Raw genomic sequence first — 17,843 nt, forward strand, 5'->3', positions numbered from 1 at the left:
TTTATGCCTAGTCACATCCATTTAGTATTCAGATCTGCTAATGAAGATCCATCGGGTTTGATACGAGATTTTAAAAAATATACAGCAAAAAAAGTATTAAAGGCTATACAAGATAATCCGCAAGAAAGTAGAAAAGAATGGTTACTAAGTATGTTTAAGGAAGCAGGTAAAGAAAAAGGAAATATAAATAAGTATCAATTTTGGCAACATCATAATAAACCAATAGAATTATGGTCGGATAAAGTCATTCAACAAAAAATAGACTATATCCATAATAATCCTGTAATGTCTGGTTTTGTGGTAGAGTCAGTAGATTGGAAATATAGTAGTGCTAGGAATTACCAGGATGATCATACTGTTTTGAAAATTGATAATGAAGGAGTTCTGTTAGTACTGCCTAAATAAATGTTATGGGCACAAGTTGCAAACTTGCGCCATCGATGGGAGTCTTCAAAGATAGAATTGGAAGCAGTAAAAGAAGATATTGATGATTTAATAATTAATATAGAAGATTATTGGAAGCCTTTAAGTATAGAATCTAATGTGTGTTTTGAAAATTCACATGAAGCTTTGAGTTGGATAAAAAAAATAAAAAATGTACCGACCACCCGCACTAGCTAGCGCTCGTCTGTGATGGGTGCCGTCAAAGCTAAACAAGTTAGGATATGACAAAGTAGATAAAACAAAGCTATGGTATGATAAGTATCATAGCTTTTGTGTTTTTATAATGTTTGAAAAGGCACAAATTACAAACTTATACCAGCGAATGAGTAAGCAAATTAAGAGTAAGAAATATAAAAAAATTGGTTTTGGTAAGAAGTAGAAGGTTATAAAATTGATGAAATAAAAAAAGCGAGATCAAAATTACCTCGCTTTTTTACGTTTTATATACCAATCCTCGTAGGGATGGTGTTTTCCTGTACCAACTCATGGCTTACCTATGGATTGCATAACTAGAAGATGCAGGAAGTTCTTTTAAAAAGTTAATAAATGGTTTAAAGTTAAATGTCCATGTAATCGTGTATAAAGTTTTCATATCTACATTATTTTAAATTAATATTTCTTGTTTGGTTATAGTATTAACAATTGCCGTGCCAAAAATTAAAAAATTCTGTAATCAATAGTATATCAATGGATTGAAGAGGTTGGTGTTTTGAGATGAGAAAAAGAAGAAACCTATAAACTTCTAAATTTTGATCACTTAATTCTAAAATTCTAACAAAAAAATACTCAGTCTCGAAAAATGATACTGGGATATGGTATTATTGTGCCATAAACTCACTATGCACTTCCTGATAGAGACTAAATACATTGACTCAATGAAGAGGAGAATTGGAGAAATAAATAATTGGATTTTTACTTTTAACATTTAATGTCTAATAAAAAATTCTCAGTCCCGAAAAATGAAACTGAGATATAGTATTATTGTACCAATGAAACGATGTGATGGTATTAAAAGATGAAATATTGGTGTACAAAATAGGAATATATGTAAGGACAAATGTTGAAAGTTTTTAACGGGGTAACAAAAATTGAACTTACGACATTAATAAGTAGGTCTATTATCGAATATAATTGGAGTTTGAAATTACTTTGATATCGTATTAAAACCTTCAAATCGAGTAATTTTTGGAAATGAAATGAAGAAAAATTGTACTTCGACAAGCTCAGCAGGACTATCAAGATTAGGTTTTGTAGAATGAGAAAATACTTAGGCTGACGAAAATGAGAAAAAGTAGAATACTGTTTTAGGGATAATTAATTCAGAATAGATATTAAAATTGTTATTAAAATAAAAAAATGAATCATTAAAGAAGTGATGATATGGTAAGTGTTGAAAATGTATAAATAAAGTTGGATTCCTGTCTTTTTGGATCTCCAATATTTCTTTGAAAACCTTACTTTTGCCACTATTTTGATTATAAGATAATTATGCAAAAAATCCTACCCAAAAAAATAAAGGCGTTTAACCTTCAGGAGATGCTCCTGGTACTCGCCATTATCGGAATCTTATTATTGATTGCCTTACCTAATTTTTTACCACTTATTGCACAGGCTAAGGCACAAGAAGCTAAAATTCAGCTGAAAACGATTAGTGATATGCAAACACAATATCGTTATCTCAATTCTAAATACTCCTTAGATTTTTCAGAACTTAATTATGAAGCCCCCAAAACCGTAAAAACCGGTGGAACGGCAAATTATAGTTATGAAGTTCTGGAAGCTAGTGTGTCAAATTTTAAAGCCAGGGCAACGGCTGTGGTCGATTTTGATGGAGATGGAGTGTTTAATGTATGGGAGATCGATGAAAACGGTAGTCCAAAACAAATTGTAAAGGACTAATGCTTCTTTTAAAAATAATCACAATTAGTGTTCTGGCAATCATCATATATCAGGACCTTAAAGATCGAGAGGTCTTCTGGTTTATGTTCCCTATACTGATGGGTTTACTTGGGTTTTTACATTATCATCACACACAACAAATTAGTTTTTTGTATGCAGTAGTAATCAATGTAGGAGTATTGATCGTGGTCATGGGGTTGTTGTATCTATATACATTGATCAAAATAAAACGCCCGTTTTTTGAAGAAGTATTTGGAGTAGGAGATCTTTTATTTTTTGTTGCCTTAGCAATAGGATTTCCAACGGTGACATTTATTGTTTTATTCGTGTTTTCATTAGTTTTTTCATTGCTAGTGTGGCTTATGATTAAAAAGAAAGCAAAACATAATACGGTTCCGTTGGCGGGATACATGTCTGTATTTCTTATCGTAACATTTATTACTCAATGGATAACGAACACATTAACCTTATACCTGATATGAGTAGTATCACAACATATGAAATACCAGTACATTTGAAGCAATTAATTACTTCGAATCAGGCATTTCATTATAGGATAATCCCAGTAGCAAAAGAAGGAGATGAACTACACCTTAAAACTGATGTTAAGGATATTGACGGTCTACAAAAAGAGTTAAAAATAATTTTGGGATGCTCTATTGTTGTTATACAAGAAACTACAGAGCATATCCAGTCATATTTGACGTTTAATTACCGAAAAACAACAGCTTCTTCAAGTGAAAAATTAGCCTATGAAGATCGATTTTTACAAAAACTAATCGCTACAGCCAAAGATTTTGGTAGTAGTGATATCCATATGGAACCATATGAAAAATCATGTCGAGTACGATTTAGATTAGACGGTAAACTAAAAGAGCAATACACGATTTCTAATACTGAATATCCGCAACTGGTGAATCAGATTAAAATACAATCGGGACTTGATATTTCGCAAAAGCGATTAGCACAGGATGGTCGAATTACATTTAAAGAAGGAGCAGACGAATTCGATATTCGTGTATCTACGATGCCTACACTATACGGAGAAAAAATAGTACTCCGACTATTAAATAGAGATACACAAGAGGTGTCTTTAAATGATTTAGGTTTTACTACAGAAGAATTAGAGTTATATCGTGAAGCCATAAAAAATCCTCAGGGGATCGTGTTAATTTCGGGGCCTACAGGGTCGGGTAAAACAACCACATTGTATGCGACCTTAAAAGAATTGAATACCGAAACAACAAATATTCTTACCATAGAAGATCCGATAGAATACACCTTACAAGGGATTAATCAGGTGCAGCTTAGAGAAGATATAGAATTTGATTTTCCGGCAGCGCTTCGTGCATTTTTACGTCAGGATCCAGATATTATAATGGTAGGTGAGATTAGAGATGATCGTACAGCAGGTATGGCGATAAAAGCAGCACTTACAGGACATTTGGTGTTATCAACCATACATACCAATTCTGCCTGGGCAACGATTTCGAGATTAATCGATATGAAAGTACCAGCATTTTTATTAGCTAATACCATCACGATGAGTATTGCACAACGCCTGGTAAGAAAGCTATGTCCACATTGTAAAACACAGAAAAAAACAGAGGCGAAAGATTTTCCTCAGGGATTTGAGATTCCAGAAGACATGGCAGAACACCATATTGCAATAGGGTGCAACCAATGCTATCATACAGGATATTTAGGACGTAAAGCCATTTATGAGATATTACCAATTACAAAAGAACTCGAAATAGCAATACGACATAACGAATTGCAGATAGATACCTATATAGAAGAAAGAAATATAAAAACATTACAGCATAATGCCATACGTATGGTAAGTAATGGAGAAACTTCGGTAGAAGAAGTATATGCTTTGTTGGCAGATAATTAAATAGTATAAATGAAGATACTAAGAGGAGATAATATCAACTCAAATTAGTATTGACAATTCCATCGGGGAATGGAAAACAATAAATAGAAAAGCAATGAGAATACAATTAAAAATAACAATACTAAGTATTGTTCTTGCCTTTGGAGTCCAGATTTGGGCCCAGGATGGGTTTCAAAACCAAGCGCAAGACAATACCCGTGTTGCTACCATAGAAAATAAACTTCAATTATTAAATGTAGACATACCAGGATTAGCAGAAAAGGTAAATGTAAACATATCCAATACTTCGTTGCTTAACTTCTTGAGAGCAGTTTCTCAGGTACACAAGATTAATATCAATCTGTCTAATGAATTAAATGATATTACTATTGTTAATGGATTTAATAATGTGACCGTACAGGATTTATTGGTATTTCTGGTAAAAGAATATCGTTTGGACATCGCATTTACAGGTAATATATTATCCGTTAAAAAGTATACTCCTCCGGTGGTTGCTCCTATAGAAAAAGAAGTAAAAGTACAATACGATGTTTTGGCAACAGCACTATCTACAGATCTAAGTAATGATCCGTTACCAAAAGTATTTAGAAAAATAACAGAGGTGTCTGGGAAGAATTTATTGTTTACACCTGAGCTAAATAATAAAAACCTCAATTTGTTTATCAGCAATGTTCCTTTTGATCTTGCGATGAAAAAACTGGCAGAAGCCAATAATCTGGATTTTAGGAAAACCAGGGACGGATTTTATGAATTTGATGCCTTTCCGCAAACAGGAAATAGTGCAGTTGGTGGACGTTCACGTCGTCCAAATTTTTCATATAAAGTGATAGATACGCTAACAAGAATAGTTGCCGTTGATTTAAGAGATACACCAATATCTGATGTTATTTATACATTATCCGAAGATTTAAAATTAGATATTTTTACAGCATCACCGCTAGAAAATGCAGGAAAAGTAACCGTAAAGGCAGAGTCTATTTCTTTTGATGCCTTATTGGTTAAAATCTTTGAAAGTAATGTAACTTCTGTACAAAATAATACCGCAGGTCAAAGAAATACTTCTAATGTAAATGGACAACAGAATCTACAGAATACTTCTGGGGGATCCAGATCATTTACATTTAAAAGAGAAGGGAATGTATACTATTTTGGAACAGAAGATCAGCTGGCGCTAAAGAAAATAGAACTGGTACAAATGATGCATCGCTCTATTGCGATGCTAGGAGATGCAAATTCCTCTACTTCGTATGGAAATAGTTTTAATAATAGCAATTTTACTACTGGGGGAATCAATTATATCTCTGGGGCTTCTAATAATGGATTTAATCAAAATGGAGGAGTAAATAGAAATCAACGAGGAGGTTCATCGTTTAGAAATACAAACACTTCCTCTGGAAGAACACAAGAGATAGGTTCTATTTCAGATATTTTTCCTGCCACTATCATCGATGGTTTAGATGTAAAAATAGATACAGAACTCAATAGTTTTGTAGTTAGTGGTCCAGGGACACGAGTAGAAAAGTTTAAAAACTTTATCAAATATATTGATAAACCTGTTCCTTTAATACTGATTGAAGTTATGATTCTCGAAGTTAATCGTACGGCTACAGTAGAAACCGGAGTAGAGTTTGGAATTGGTAAAGAACCAGCTACAACCGCAGGAACTACTTTTCCGAATGCGAATATTACATTGGGAGCTTCGACTATAAATAGGATTATAGGAGGCTTTGATGGTTTTGGGTCACTCAACATCGGTAATGTAGTCCCAAATTTCTATATGGATATCAAAGCGATGGAAACCAACGGAAATGTAAAGATACTATCTACGCCAAAGCTAAGTACGCTTAACGGGCATAAAGCGTATTTGTCTAGCGGACAAACAACCTATTATGCGGTGACCAATCAAAACTTTTTTGGATCTCAAATTCCACAAACTTCTGAGGTGGTGAATTACCTTCCGATTGATGCAGAATTAGCGCTGGAGTTTAAGCCTTTTGTATCTGGAGATGGACAAATTACATTAGATATACAGGTAATCCAATCTAATTTTAGTGGAGAACGCATCGCAGAAAATGCTCCGCCTGATATTAATAGTCGTAGGTTTTCTTCTATTATGAGAATGAGAGCAAATGACGTGGCTATCCTTGGCGGAATTGAACAAAAAGTAAAGAATGATACGGGTTCTGGAGTACCTATATTGGCACGTATACCGATCATAAAATGGCTATTTAGTAAAAGAACCAGAGAAGATACTAAGAAGAAGTTAAACGTGATTATAAAACCAACAGTGTTCTATTAATGGCAAATCTATTATCGTCATATAATCCTATTGGAAAAACTTTGGTATCGGTAGAGTATTCTGTGCAAGAAGGAAAACCTATACTGTTTGGCCTGGAACTGGTTCAGAAAAAAGGAGAATTGGATATTAATCAGACCTTTACTTTAAAACAACCTGAAGAACTATCCAAGTTTTCTAAAACAACCCATTTAAGTCTTGTGATTACAGATGATTATGTATTGTCTAAAGAAGTACAACAAACAGGAACCGATGCTGAGATTGTAGCTGAAGCTTTTCCCAATTTAAATCTGAATGATTTTTATTATCAAATCCTTAGAAGTACAAATTCGTCTTTTATAGCTGTATGTAGAAAAGAATATGTTGAAACCTGCATCGAACAGTTTCAAAAAGCTGGAAATACTATTACAACAATAGCTCTTGGAGTTTTAAAAATGACAGCTTTATCTGGATATGCTCAAGGCGAAACCTTAAAAAGCTATACTGCAGAAGTAGGTTTTAGTAATGAAGAACTGATTTCTATTGTATCCAAAAGAGAACATATAGAACAGCAATATAATATCGAAGGACTTACTTTTCCTGCTACACATTCCTTACCGTTAGCTATAATTCTGGATGCTGTATTTAATACTGATAGGATTTCAGGAAATCTCGAAACTCGAAATCAGGAGCTACGGAAGCGATATAAAGAAACTCGTTTTTTTAAAAACACATTACAACTCGGTGTCGGATTTCTATTAATAACATTGTTGATTAACTTTTTTGTTTTTAATGCAAATTATAAAAAGTGGCAAGGGTTACAAGAAGAACTTCAGGTGTATACCACACAAAAGGAACAGATTACCAAAAAACAAGCTGAGGTAAGTACAAAAGAGGCTTTGGTACAAAGTATATTAACTACCGGGTTTTCTAAAAGCTCATATTATACAGATCAGATCGTGCAAGCACAACCAGCTACGGTACTCTTGACATCCTTTATATATCAACCTTTAACAAAACCCATTCGTAAAAATAAATATATTGAATTCAGAGAAAATATAATCTCTATTATGGGAAAATCAACAGATAAAACAGAATTTACAGCTTGGTTAAAAATAATGGAAAACTTACCGTTTGTGGAAGCAGTAACCATAATACAATATGGTTTGGATAAAAAGAATATCTCAGATTTTGAAATAACACTTAAGATTAAACCAGATGCAGCAAAAGACTAAAAACATACTACTCATCGTTGGATTGTTCTGTATGCTGCTTATCGCTTATCAGTATGGTTTTGCAAAAACATTCACATTACGAAGTGAAGTAGCTAAACTAGAACATGAAAAAGATAAATATTTGGCGGCACCAATGCAACTAGCTGCTTTAACAAAAAAGAAACAGCAACTAGATGCTGTTCTGGCAAAAAATAATGTAGAAGGAAACTCGGTACAACAGAATCTTCTTAAAACTTTAAATACGTTATCGAATACTTCAAATATTAAAATCATTGCTTTTGAAGAACCTCATGTCTTCACTAATGAGACAACAAATGAAGGAACTACAACTTATGATTTTATTTTACAAGGAGATTATAAGGCATTGATCCAGGTAATATATGCACTCGAGCAGCAATATAGTTTTGGAAATATTGCCCAGGTAAAATTTGAAAAAAAGAAAAACTTTAGAACAGGGGCAAGGTATTTACAGTGTAGGTTACTATTGCAACGTCTGAACCAATAACATAAATAGAAATATGATGAATTATAAAGCATACTGTTATATTATCTTTCTGGCCCTTTGTTGCACAGGATGTCATAGTATAAAGGTGAATCATACCAAGATGCATACGGCTGTAACTAATCCTATAGCGTTAGGAGTAATCGGTTTGCAGAAAGGAGATGTGTATGCCTCAGATTTTCAGGTGACTGCAATACCAGAATATAAGACTGAAATTAGAGTGCAGATCACCAAAGAAAATTTTAATCGAACTACATTTGATACTTATCTCAAAGCAGCCAAAGGAAATGAACATAAGATTAATTATGTAGATTCTTTGGAAGCCAAACCACAGTTTGTAATTCTTGAGTTATTAGATCGTGTAGCTCTTATGGCCGAAATAGAGGAAGCCCACAATACAAAAACACTTAGATATATAAAGAGTCAAAAAGAAGCAGGTATAGTGACTTCGGTTTCTCTGGCAATATCACAGGAGCTAATACAAGAACTGGATAATGCTGATGTAGTTTTTTTAAACAATAGTGCATACAAGCAATACCAATTATCACTGGTAAAAGAAGGAGAAACATATAAGACTATTGACTTTGCAAAGACATCCATTTTTGGATACACCTTATCCTATTTCTGTTGGAGAGAAAATGATAAAAGACAAATTACTTTGGTAGATATTATTGATGAAAAATCATCCTGCTCAAAAAACACATATAGAGATGCAGAAAAAGCATTAGAAAACATGAATTATTTTAAATTATAATGATGAAGAGGATAAACATATACTTAGGGATAGTGTTTCTGGTATTTTTTAGTTGTGAAGAAGTACTTTTAGAGGAAGACCTATCTGATAAAACAATACTAATAAATGCACCTACTGATGGTGCTACTGTGCGCAATACTTCAGTGACTTTTAATTGGGAAACTGTAGATCAGGCAACAGCATATCGACTTCAGGTAGCTCAACCCGATTTTGAAAATGCAGCACAAATCGTATTGGATACTACGATAACAGGAACTAGTTTTAATACGAGTTTAGTTAGAAATAGTTACAATTGGAGAGTACGGGGACAGAATTCTGGTACGGCCACACCCTATGTAACATCAGGGTTCACGGTTGTAGAAAGCGAGGATTTTTCTGCACGAGAAGTGCTGTTAACAGCTCCCGAGAATACGACCATTGTTAATACAACTTCAATAAATCTACAATGGCAAGCGGTAACCGATGCTACTTCTTATAGAATTCAGCTATTAAATCAGAGTAATGCAGTGGTAGAAGAAAAAACTACAGCAGATACTTCGATATCATTTACTTTTCCAGAAGGGGTAACACAATGGCAGGTAAGAGCAGAAAATAATACGCAAAATACACTATATACCACAAGATCATTGACTGTAGATAGTATGAAGCCAAATCAACCTGTGGTTGTAGCTCCAGCCAATGACGCTTCGCAAGCAGGTACGACAGTCACTTTTAGCTGGACTAGAGAAGCTGTAGCAGGTACTCCAGAGTTTGATAGTATCTATATCTATAGTGATGTAGCATTGACGCAGCTTGTGTCTAAAAATAGAGTAACATCACCAACAGATATAGAACTTGATGCAAGTACTACATATTATTGGTTTCTAAAAGCATTTGATGAGGCTGAAAATGAAAGTGAATCCAGTACAAGTTCTCGTTTTACAATAAATTAAAAACTATGCTAAAAGGTAAAAAAGCACTATATATCTTATTACCATCGGTAGCACTTATCTGGGGAGCGATTATTGTTCAGGTAGTTGGCGCATTCTCTGATGACGATCCTGTTAGCTTGGGAACGACTTCAGTAGATATAAAACCGCTCAAAACAAAAGAACGAGAAAAATTCACTTTAGGAATAGTAGAAAGAGATCCTTTTTTAGGAACATTGTACCAACCCAAAAAGAAAGAAAGTAAACCTAGATCAATAGTTAAAAAAGTAGATTTGGTATGGCCTTCTATTCGTTACAAAGGTGTGGTCTCTGGACAGAATAGTGCTAAGGCGATTTATCTTATTGAAATTAATGGAACGGATCAACTTATGAACCTAAGACAAACCATAGATGGAATAACGTTACAAAGAGGAAAGTCAAGTTCGGTTTTATTGCGGTACAAAGGAAAAACAAAAGATTTTAAAATCACCAATTGAAGATATTCTCAAAAATAAGAGCTCAAGCGATGCAATTTGCCATACTCATTTCGGTATTGGTAGCACTAGTATTAAGTGCGTTCTTATTATTAACACATACACACTCTTTTTTTAAAATCAAATCCCAGGAATTGTTACAGGCTTTTGAGCAATCTAATAAGCTTGTATTCGAATCTTTAGAAAACCATACCATTAAAACAGACACTATCGTTTCTCAGGAAGAGGCCAGGATTATTAAACAAACAACGAGTTATCATGGTGTATGGTCCAAACAATTTTCGCAAGTAAGTATACATCAAAGAAAAGCAACCAGAATAGCGTATATTGGATCAGAATTATCAGAAAAAACTCCTAATTTGTATGTAATCAATACCAATTCACCTTTGGTGGTAGTAGGTAATACAAGACTAGAAGGTAACAGTTATCTTCCAAAGCAAGGAGTAAAAGCGGGTAATATTTCTGGGAATTATTACCAGGGTAATAGCTTGTATTATGGTCGTGCTATAGAAAGTAAAACTACATTGCCTAAGTTGGCACCAGAATGGATCATGTATCTTGAAAATAGAAGTAATGGAATAGGTATTGAAGATGCTCATACAGTTGCATTAAAGAAAGAACTTCGTAATTCTTTTCATCATCCTGTTCAAGTAATATATGACACTGATCCCATTTTTTTGGAAGATGAAAAGATTATTGGAAATATTATAATTCAGTCTCGATCTAAAATCATAGTGGGATCTCAATCTCAATTAACAGATGTAGTATTGATTGCTCCAGAAATTGAAATAGATAACGGAGTAAAAGGCAGTTTTCAGGGTATTGCTACACATAAAATCAAAATTGGAAAAGGATGTTATTTATCATACCCATCTTCTTTGGTCCTTTTGGATAAAAAAATAATAGCAGATAAAGAAAAAAACAACCTGCACATTGATCCTGATTTTACCATAGGGAAAAGAACCAAAATTGAAGGTGCAGTAGTATATTTTAATAAAAATATATCTCCTAAAAACCGAATAAAGACACATCTCGAAATAGCACCTGATTCTGAGATCACAGGAGAAGTATACTGTCAGGGAAATATTGATTTTCAAGGAACTGTAAAAGGTTCTTTATATACGCGACAATGTATTGCTCGTCAGTCTGGGTCTGTGTATTTAAACCATATATATAATGGGAGGGTTTTGATCAATCCAGTGCCGGATTATGCTGGATTACCTTTTGTAAATACTAAAAACAGTATAGCAAAATGGTTATATTAAAGAAAATAAAAGGAGCAACCTTAATTGAAGTATTAACGGCTTCAATATTGATCATTATTGTATTTATGATTGCTAGTTTAAGCTTTAATAACATTTTTAAGAATCAAATACAAAGGGATCATAGTACTATTGAGAACCGGGTAAAAGAATTAGAATATCTTTCTATCCATGGTAGGATAAAACTACCGTATGCAGAAGATTTTGATGGATGGGAAATTCTTATTAATACCGAGGAAGAAAAGATGATATTGTTATACACCAGAGAAGATGTTGAATATAAAAAACAGCTAATGGTAAGAAGATGAAGATAAACCATAAAATAAAAGCGTTTACATTGACCGAAGTTATGGTGGTTATGGTGATTTCTGCAATAGTGGTAGGTTTGGCATTTTCGGTATTAGGAATTGTACAGAAAAACATGCGTAACATTGGTAAAAATTATCAAAATCAAGAACAGATACAATCTTTTGAAACGGCTTTAACTATTGATTTTAATACTTTCCCAACTGCGGTATGGGATCCGATAGAAAATACATTGATGGTTTCTTCTCCAATAGATGAAAGAAAATACCAGTTTTATAACGATAGTGTTGTTACTAATATTAGTAAGCATGCAATATCGATAAAAGAGAAAATGTTTTATTTTGAAGGTAGGTCGGTACAGTCGGGAAGTATAGATGCGATAAAATTTACCTTTCATAATACCAAAGAATCACATCGTTTATTTGTGTTTAAATATAATGATGCAACGATACATTTTTAGAGTATGGGAATAAAAATCGATACCACCAAAAGGCAAAGCCAAAGAGATAACTCTTTTGATGTATCTGATATATTAACAAAGGAGATCACACTATTTGGAACTGCATTTACATCCAAAAAAAAGGAACAGTGGTATGCAGAACTTAGTGTGTTGTTAAAATCGGGGATAGACCTTAGAAGCGGATTAGAATTATTGTCAGAAACTCAGAAAAAAGAGAAAGACAGAAAACTAATGACCGTTATGCTTTCTAAGCTGATTACCGGAACACCTTTTTCTGAAATTCTTAAAGACGATAAAAACTTTACTGATTATGAATATTATGCCATAAAAATAGGAGAACAGACAGGGGAGTTAGCCAAAATCACATTAGAACTCAGCGAATTTTATAAACGAAAAAACGAACTACGTAGAGAAATTGTTTCTGCACTTACATATCCCATAATAGTATTATGTACAGCAATGATTGTTATCGTTTTTATGCTTCGATATGTAGTGCCTATGTTTGTTGATATTTTTAAACAAAACAAGGTGGATCTCCCAGGGATTACACAAGGAATTATTAGTTTCTCTAACTTTATGGGGGAGTATGGAGCATTATTGTTTGGACTTTTTATCTTAGGAGCCGGCGTACTTATTTTTATATCTAAAAAGCAATGGTACCGAAAAATCCTTGGAACGATTCAGCTACGACTACCCATATTGGGTGCATATTTTCAAAGAATTTATATGGCACAATTTACCCAGGCAATATCCCTATTGACTTCTGCTAAAGTACCTATGGTAGAGAGCATTGATTTGGTTAAGAATATGATTAATTTTTATCCGCTTCAACAAGGGTTGTATAGAACCAAACAGCTTGTTCTTGCAGGAGGCACATTAAGTGTTTCTTTTGCTGAAAGTCCTATTTTTGATAAGAAAATGATTGCTATGATGCGTGTAGCAGAAGAAACCAATCAAACAGAGTTCATCTTTCAAAAATTAAATGAGCAATATAACCAGCAAGTAAAACATCAATCTCAGATCATTTCTAATGTCCTTAATCCACTATTAACCATTTTTGTGGGAATTATTGTTGGAGCAATTTTAATTGCGATGTATTTACCGATGTTTAGATTAAGTAGCGTTATAGGGTAGGTTTTATCTGTACTAAAGAAAAATAATGCTTACTTACTTCATTTATTACCATAGATCAATTTTTTTCTGAAGGTATTAGTGTAATTTTATATGAATGTCCATAATGTATCATAAAGGCTTGTCATCCTGAACTTGATTCAGGATGACAATTTAGAGTTATTCATGAGACAAAACGGATAATCAATAATTTTATCTTTCTAGCACATAAAAATTTTAAAAACTAATCATATTTCAATTATGAAAGTAAATGCATACGCCGCTGTAGAACCTAAAGCAAAGTTAACGCCTCACTCATACGAATTAGAAGAACTAAGACCAGAACAAGTAGATATTAAAGTATCGTACTGTGGTATTTGTCATTCTGATTTAAGCATGATAAATAATGATTGGGGAATAACAGAATATCCCATTGTACCAGGTCACGAAGTTATCGGAGAAGTGATAGCGACAGGAGATGCGGTTAAAAAAATAAAGGTAGGAGATAAGGTGGGCTTAGGTTGGTTTTCTGCTTCGTGTATGAGTTGTCATGAATGTATGGATGGATCACATCATCTTTGTGCAAATAATGAAGCTACCATTGTAGGGAGACATGGGGGTTTTGCCGACCATGTGCGCGCACATTGGTCATGGGCAATTTCACTACCAGATGCTATTGATATGAGTAAAGCAGGCCCATTACTTTGTGGGGGTATAACTGTTTTTAATCCGATTATATTGGCAGGAGTACAACCTACAGATACTGTTGGTGTGATAGGTATTGGAGGGTTAGGACATATGGCTCTTAAATTTCTAAAACATTGGGGTTGCGAAGTCATTGCTTTTAGCTCTAATCCTGATAAGAAAGAGCAAATTTTGAATATGGGCGCAAATCAAGTTATCAATTCAAAATCTCCTGAGGAATTAGAAAGTATTACAGGAAAACTAAACTTTATTCTGAATACAACTAATGTTACTTTAGACTGGAACTCTTACTTAAGGACATTAGCACCAAAAGGGAAATTACATACCGTAGGAGCAGTTTTAGAGCCCATGGCTATACCAGCATTTAGTTTGATTGGTGGAGAAAAATCTGTTGGAGGAAGCCCTTTAGGAAGTCCTGCATTAACAGAGACGATGCTCGATTTTTGTGTAAGACACAATATTTACCCTACAGTAGAGGAATTTCCTATGGAAAAAATTAATGAAGCCATTGCACATCTTGAAAAAGGAAAAGCTCGATTTAGAATAGTATTAAAGAATTAAGAATAGGGGGTGTACTATACTATTAAATGATTATACAATGATAGCATTTTGGTTATAAATTTTATTTTTTTCATAGAGCATAAGGTCAAAACTTGTTATACCCTCTTCTGATAAGGTATCTTTATAGTTGTTCACTAATAATAGTTCTTGAATCAATGCAATTTAAGTCTTGTAAATCATAGTTATGGAGTTTTTTTTTATTGATTGTTATTCTGTTGTTCTTTAAAAAACGCTTTAAAATTTAAAGAGAAAATAAAATAATAAACACTTAATCCATAAATTAAGAATGTAGATATAATTACCGATAATACCTTTTTCAAAGTCGTAATATCAGAAAGCAATAGAACAAAAAACATAAAAAATGCCAATAAAATTGCAAGGGAAAAACAAATTATCAATATTATTCTTGCCCAGTTTTTCCCTTTATAAGTTGATATTACAAGGAACACTGTTGCTAAAAACCGAAATAAGTGCTTAAAAATCAGAAAAGCACTAATCTCAGCTTCAGTATAGGATAACAAAGTGATCAAATCTGCATTTATTGAAAATAAAATTATACTTAACCCTAATATTTTTGTACGACGTCTTCCTTTTGCTATCGCAAGCCTTTGTTCAAAGGTGTGGTTTTCGTTCATAATCATTGGCTTTTAGTAATGTAATATTTAATTTATTAATTTCCTCGCTAAATCGAGTACCTAGTGTTGCTGCTATCCTACTGCTTATAGATTCTTTAGCATAATTATATAAGATGTCAAAGAGACTAAAGTAGATATTAGAAATGTGATTACATTACAGAAAACTGTAATAGCAGTTTTTTTATGGCTAACCATTGTTGCGATGTATTTGTTGATATTTGGATTAAATAAGATCTTTTAATCTTTATTTTTTCTCCATAACTTCAATGACAAGCAATTATCCTAAATCCTATTTAACTGAAAACAGGGTAATGTCTTAATCAAATGATACTTACATTTGGGGTGACAAAAAATAGTGATGAAAAAAACAGGAGTATTGATATTCTTATTTGTTATTACACTCAACTTCATAAGTTATGGTCAAGAGAAAGGCAGAGTTGAAAACCCAATAGAACAACATGATTTAATTTCTAAAGATACAACGTTGGTAATACAAGGAAATCGTATTTGGATTAGAGACTATCCAAAAACAGGAGAAGTTGTATTTACATTAAATGAAGGTGAGGTATGTCGTATTTTGGAAAAAGGAGAAGAACAGATCATACGGGGAAATAGAGATTTCTGGTATAAAATAGAACATCATGATCAAGTAGGTTGGGTTTTTGGATCACAAACTTCAATCAGACAAAATACCAATTTTAAAGGCTTTGAACCTTTTCTAAAATATTTTTTACAAACTTCTTTTTATGGAAAAAGGATAGATTCACAAAAGAAAAATGTGAAACAATTTATACATGAAGATATTGGTTTTTATAGATTTTATAATCCTGGTGCTGCATGTACGTTATATTCATCTTACCTTAATCATAATAATAAAATAGCACCAAAAATAGATAACCCAAAGTTTTTTTCACAAAGAACTTTTCAAGATGGTTTTTGTGAAGAAAGTCCTGATCCTGATGGGATATATTATAAAAAAATTGAGAGCTTACCTGATTACCCAGATTTGAGTGTTAATTATGAAATGAAGAAGATTGATATTCCAGAGAAATATAAAAATGGTTTAAAGGTTAAAGTGAATGTTTTGGTTGATAAATGGATTATAAAAACTATGTATTTTATGATTGCAGATAACAAATGGAATCTTGTATTAGTTGATGATTGTGATTGTTCTGCATAAGTATTAGGATACCAAAATCACTTCATTTTGTGTAATTGCATATACTTCACTTTTCTCTGAAGGTTCTAATACATGAATCCCTGTGAATTTACCAAAAGCGGGCAGAATCATTTGTGAATCAGATTTAAAAAAGCACGGTAACCTAAGTCGCTGTCTACCTAATCCACTTAATAAAATCCCGGGATGGATATGTCCACATAAATTGAATAGTCCTTTTCTTTCTTCTGGATGGTGAGTAAGCAAAAAATCATCTATAACAAGTTCGATTCCGACCGTTACTCCGATATTTTCATATTTGGTTGGTGAAATGATATCATGATTACCAGCAATCAGAATACATTGACTATTGGTTTTTATTACCCAATCTTCAAAAAGTTGCCATTCACTATTAACATAACTATGAAAGAGGTCACCGAGAAAACAAATTTTCTTAGGATTAAAATATTCAATTACGTTATCCAATTGATCAAAATTTTTCTTGATGGTTTCTTGCGGTACAGCACTACCGTGTTTTCTAAAATGAGAAACTTTACCAAGATGCACATCTGCAATGAATACGATTTGTTTTTCTTTCCAAAATAATGATCCTGATGAATGAAGAATAAAGGATTGGTTTTGTATCTGGATGGTCTGGGTCATTATTATTAATACTTTAGATTCCCCTCTAAAAAGAGGGGTTAGGGGTGTGTAAATACAAAGATTAAATCTAACTTAAGAAAGTATTTCAAAACTAATTTTTCATTAAAGTTGTACTTTGTTATAAATTGAGGAGTTCGTGAAAATCAAATATAATCCAAAACTGAAAGAATTAGCTAGGCAACTAAGGAATAATGCCACAAAATCAGAAATTAGATTGTGGCAAAAATTAAAGAGAGGTCAAATGTATTCATATGATTTTCATAGACAGAAACCAATTGACAATTATATAGTTGATTTCTTTTGCAATAAATTGCAACTTGTTATAGAGTTAGATGGATATTCACATCAAATTATAGAGGTATGGGAAAAGGATGTTTTGAAAACAAAAAAGTTAAATGAACTAGATATTAGAGTTATGCGTTTTTCAGATCATCAAATCATGAATGATATGAGCAATGTGTTGAGAGCTATTGAAAGTTATATTTTACAATTTGAAGAAACAGGAGTTTTACCATTAATAAAGGATTATGGAGTATAACACCTCCCTTAATCCCTCCTTTTTAGGAGGGAGATACGC

At 32.9% G+C, this 17,843-nt stretch carries 20 protein-coding genes; 18 read left to right on the plus strand and 2 right to left on the minus strand.

Annotation, left to right across the window (positions count from 1 at the left end; all coding sequences use genetic code 11):
- The 16 genes from PQF96_RS08960 to ahr form a co-directional block, all read left to right on the plus strand.
- A partial coding sequence (locus tag PQF96_RS08960) for a transposase (RefSeq protein ID WP_271765806.1) occupies positions 1-405 on the plus strand: 405 nt, incomplete at its 5' end.
- Positions 406-621 carry a hypothetical protein gene (locus PQF96_RS08965; protein ID WP_271765808.1) on the plus strand — a complete coding sequence of 72 codons (216 nt, stop codon included), beginning with the start codon at positions 406-408 and terminating at the stop codon, positions 619-621. It begins immediately after the preceding gene.
- Between the two features lie 1,311 nt (positions 622-1,932).
- Entirely contained in the window at positions 1,933-2,343 is a 411-nt protein-coding gene (locus PQF96_RS08970) for a prepilin-type N-terminal cleavage/methylation domain-containing protein (protein WP_109435893.1), read from the plus strand.
- Complete coding sequence (locus tag PQF96_RS08975; protein ID WP_271765809.1) at positions 2,343-2,825, plus strand: hypothetical protein; 483 nt, start codon at positions 2,343-2,345, stop codon at positions 2,823-2,825. Before PQF96_RS08970 ends, PQF96_RS08975 begins: the two co-directional genes overlap by 1 nt.
- Positions 2,789-4,240: a GspE/PulE family protein gene (locus PQF96_RS08980; protein ID WP_271765810.1), complete on the plus strand. Its 1,452-nt coding sequence runs from the start codon at positions 2,789-2,791 to the stop codon at positions 4,238-4,240. The genes PQF96_RS08975 and PQF96_RS08980 overlap by 37 nt, the downstream gene beginning before the upstream one ends.
- 94 nt (positions 4,241-4,334) lie before the next feature.
- Positions 4,335-6,539: a type II secretion system protein GspD gene (locus PQF96_RS08985; protein WP_271765812.1), complete on the plus strand. Its 2,205-nt coding sequence runs from the start codon at positions 4,335-4,337 to the stop codon at positions 6,537-6,539.
- Positions 6,539-7,750 (plus strand): hypothetical protein, encoded by a 1,212-nt coding sequence (locus PQF96_RS08990; protein ID WP_143917476.1) that lies wholly within the window; start codon positions 6,539-6,541, stop codon positions 7,748-7,750. Before PQF96_RS08985 ends, PQF96_RS08990 begins: the two co-directional genes overlap by 1 nt.
- Positions 7,734-8,255 carry a hypothetical protein gene (locus PQF96_RS08995; protein WP_143917475.1) on the plus strand — a complete coding sequence of 174 codons (522 nt, stop codon included), beginning with the start codon at positions 7,734-7,736 and terminating at the stop codon, positions 8,253-8,255. The genes PQF96_RS08990 and PQF96_RS08995 overlap by 17 nt, the downstream gene beginning before the upstream one ends.
- A gap of 13 nt (positions 8,256-8,268) precedes the next feature.
- Positions 8,269-9,006 (plus strand): hypothetical protein, encoded by a 738-nt coding sequence (locus tag PQF96_RS09000; protein WP_271765814.1) that lies wholly within the window; start codon positions 8,269-8,271, stop codon positions 9,004-9,006.
- 2 nt (positions 9,007-9,008) lie between these two features.
- Entirely contained in the window at positions 9,009-9,938 is a 930-nt protein-coding gene (locus PQF96_RS09005) for a hypothetical protein (RefSeq protein ID WP_271765816.1), read from the plus strand.
- A 5-nt stretch (positions 9,939-9,943) separates the two neighbouring features.
- Positions 9,944-10,411, plus strand: a complete 468-nt coding sequence (locus PQF96_RS09010; protein WP_271765819.1) for a hypothetical protein — start codon at positions 9,944-9,946, stop codon at positions 10,409-10,411.
- Positions 10,408-11,673, plus strand: coding sequence for a hypothetical protein (locus PQF96_RS09015; protein WP_271765821.1), 1,266 nt, complete (start codon positions 10,408-10,410; stop codon positions 11,671-11,673). Before PQF96_RS09010 ends, PQF96_RS09015 begins: the two co-directional genes overlap by 4 nt.
- Positions 11,661-11,978, plus strand: coding sequence for a hypothetical protein (locus PQF96_RS09020; protein WP_271765823.1), 318 nt, complete (start codon positions 11,661-11,663; stop codon positions 11,976-11,978). Before PQF96_RS09015 ends, PQF96_RS09020 begins: the two co-directional genes overlap by 13 nt.
- Positions 11,975-12,436, plus strand: a complete 462-nt coding sequence (locus PQF96_RS09025; protein ID WP_271765824.1) for a PulJ/GspJ family protein — start codon at positions 11,975-11,977, stop codon at positions 12,434-12,436. Before PQF96_RS09020 ends, PQF96_RS09025 begins: the two co-directional genes overlap by 4 nt.
- A 3-nt stretch (positions 12,437-12,439) precedes the next feature.
- Complete coding sequence (locus PQF96_RS09030; protein ID WP_271765826.1) at positions 12,440-13,570, plus strand: type II secretion system F family protein; 1,131 nt, start codon at positions 12,440-12,442, stop codon at positions 13,568-13,570.
- 237 nt (positions 13,571-13,807) lie between these two features.
- Positions 13,808-14,812: an NADPH-dependent aldehyde reductase Ahr gene (gene ahr / locus PQF96_RS09035; protein WP_271765827.1), complete on the plus strand. Its 1,005-nt coding sequence runs from the start codon at positions 13,808-13,810 to the stop codon at positions 14,810-14,812.
- 197 nt (positions 14,813-15,009) lie between these two features.
- Here the strand turns inward: ahr and PQF96_RS09040 are convergent, their stop codons facing one another.
- A complete protein-coding gene (locus PQF96_RS09040; RefSeq protein WP_271765828.1) occupies positions 15,010-15,447 on the minus strand; it encodes a hypothetical protein in 438 nt (145 codons plus the stop codon).
- Between the two features lie 358 nt (positions 15,448-15,805).
- Between PQF96_RS09040 and PQF96_RS09045 the strand changes: the two genes are divergently transcribed.
- On the plus strand, positions 15,806-16,627 hold the full coding sequence (locus tag PQF96_RS09045) for an SH3 domain-containing protein (protein WP_271765830.1): 822 nt from the start codon (positions 15,806-15,808) through the stop codon (positions 16,625-16,627).
- A 3-nt stretch (positions 16,628-16,630) separates the two neighbouring features.
- Here PQF96_RS09045 and pdeM read toward each other — a convergent pair whose 3' ends face one another.
- Positions 16,631-17,266 (minus strand): ligase-associated DNA damage response endonuclease PdeM, encoded by a 636-nt coding sequence (gene pdeM / locus PQF96_RS09050; protein ID WP_271765831.1) that lies wholly within the window; start codon positions 17,264-17,266, stop codon positions 16,631-16,633.
- Between the two features lie 136 nt (positions 17,267-17,402).
- On the opposite strand from pdeM, the gene PQF96_RS09055 reads away from it, so the two are divergent.
- On the plus strand, positions 17,403-17,804 hold the full coding sequence (locus PQF96_RS09055) for an endonuclease domain-containing protein (protein WP_271765832.1): 402 nt from the start codon (positions 17,403-17,405) through the stop codon (positions 17,802-17,804).
- The last annotated feature ends 39 nt before the right edge of the window (positions 17,805-17,843 follow it).

This window comes from Aquimarina algiphila (genome assembly GCF_947494415.1).
Lineage (GTDB): Bacteria > Bacteroidota > Bacteroidia > Flavobacteriales > Flavobacteriaceae > Aquimarina > Aquimarina algiphila.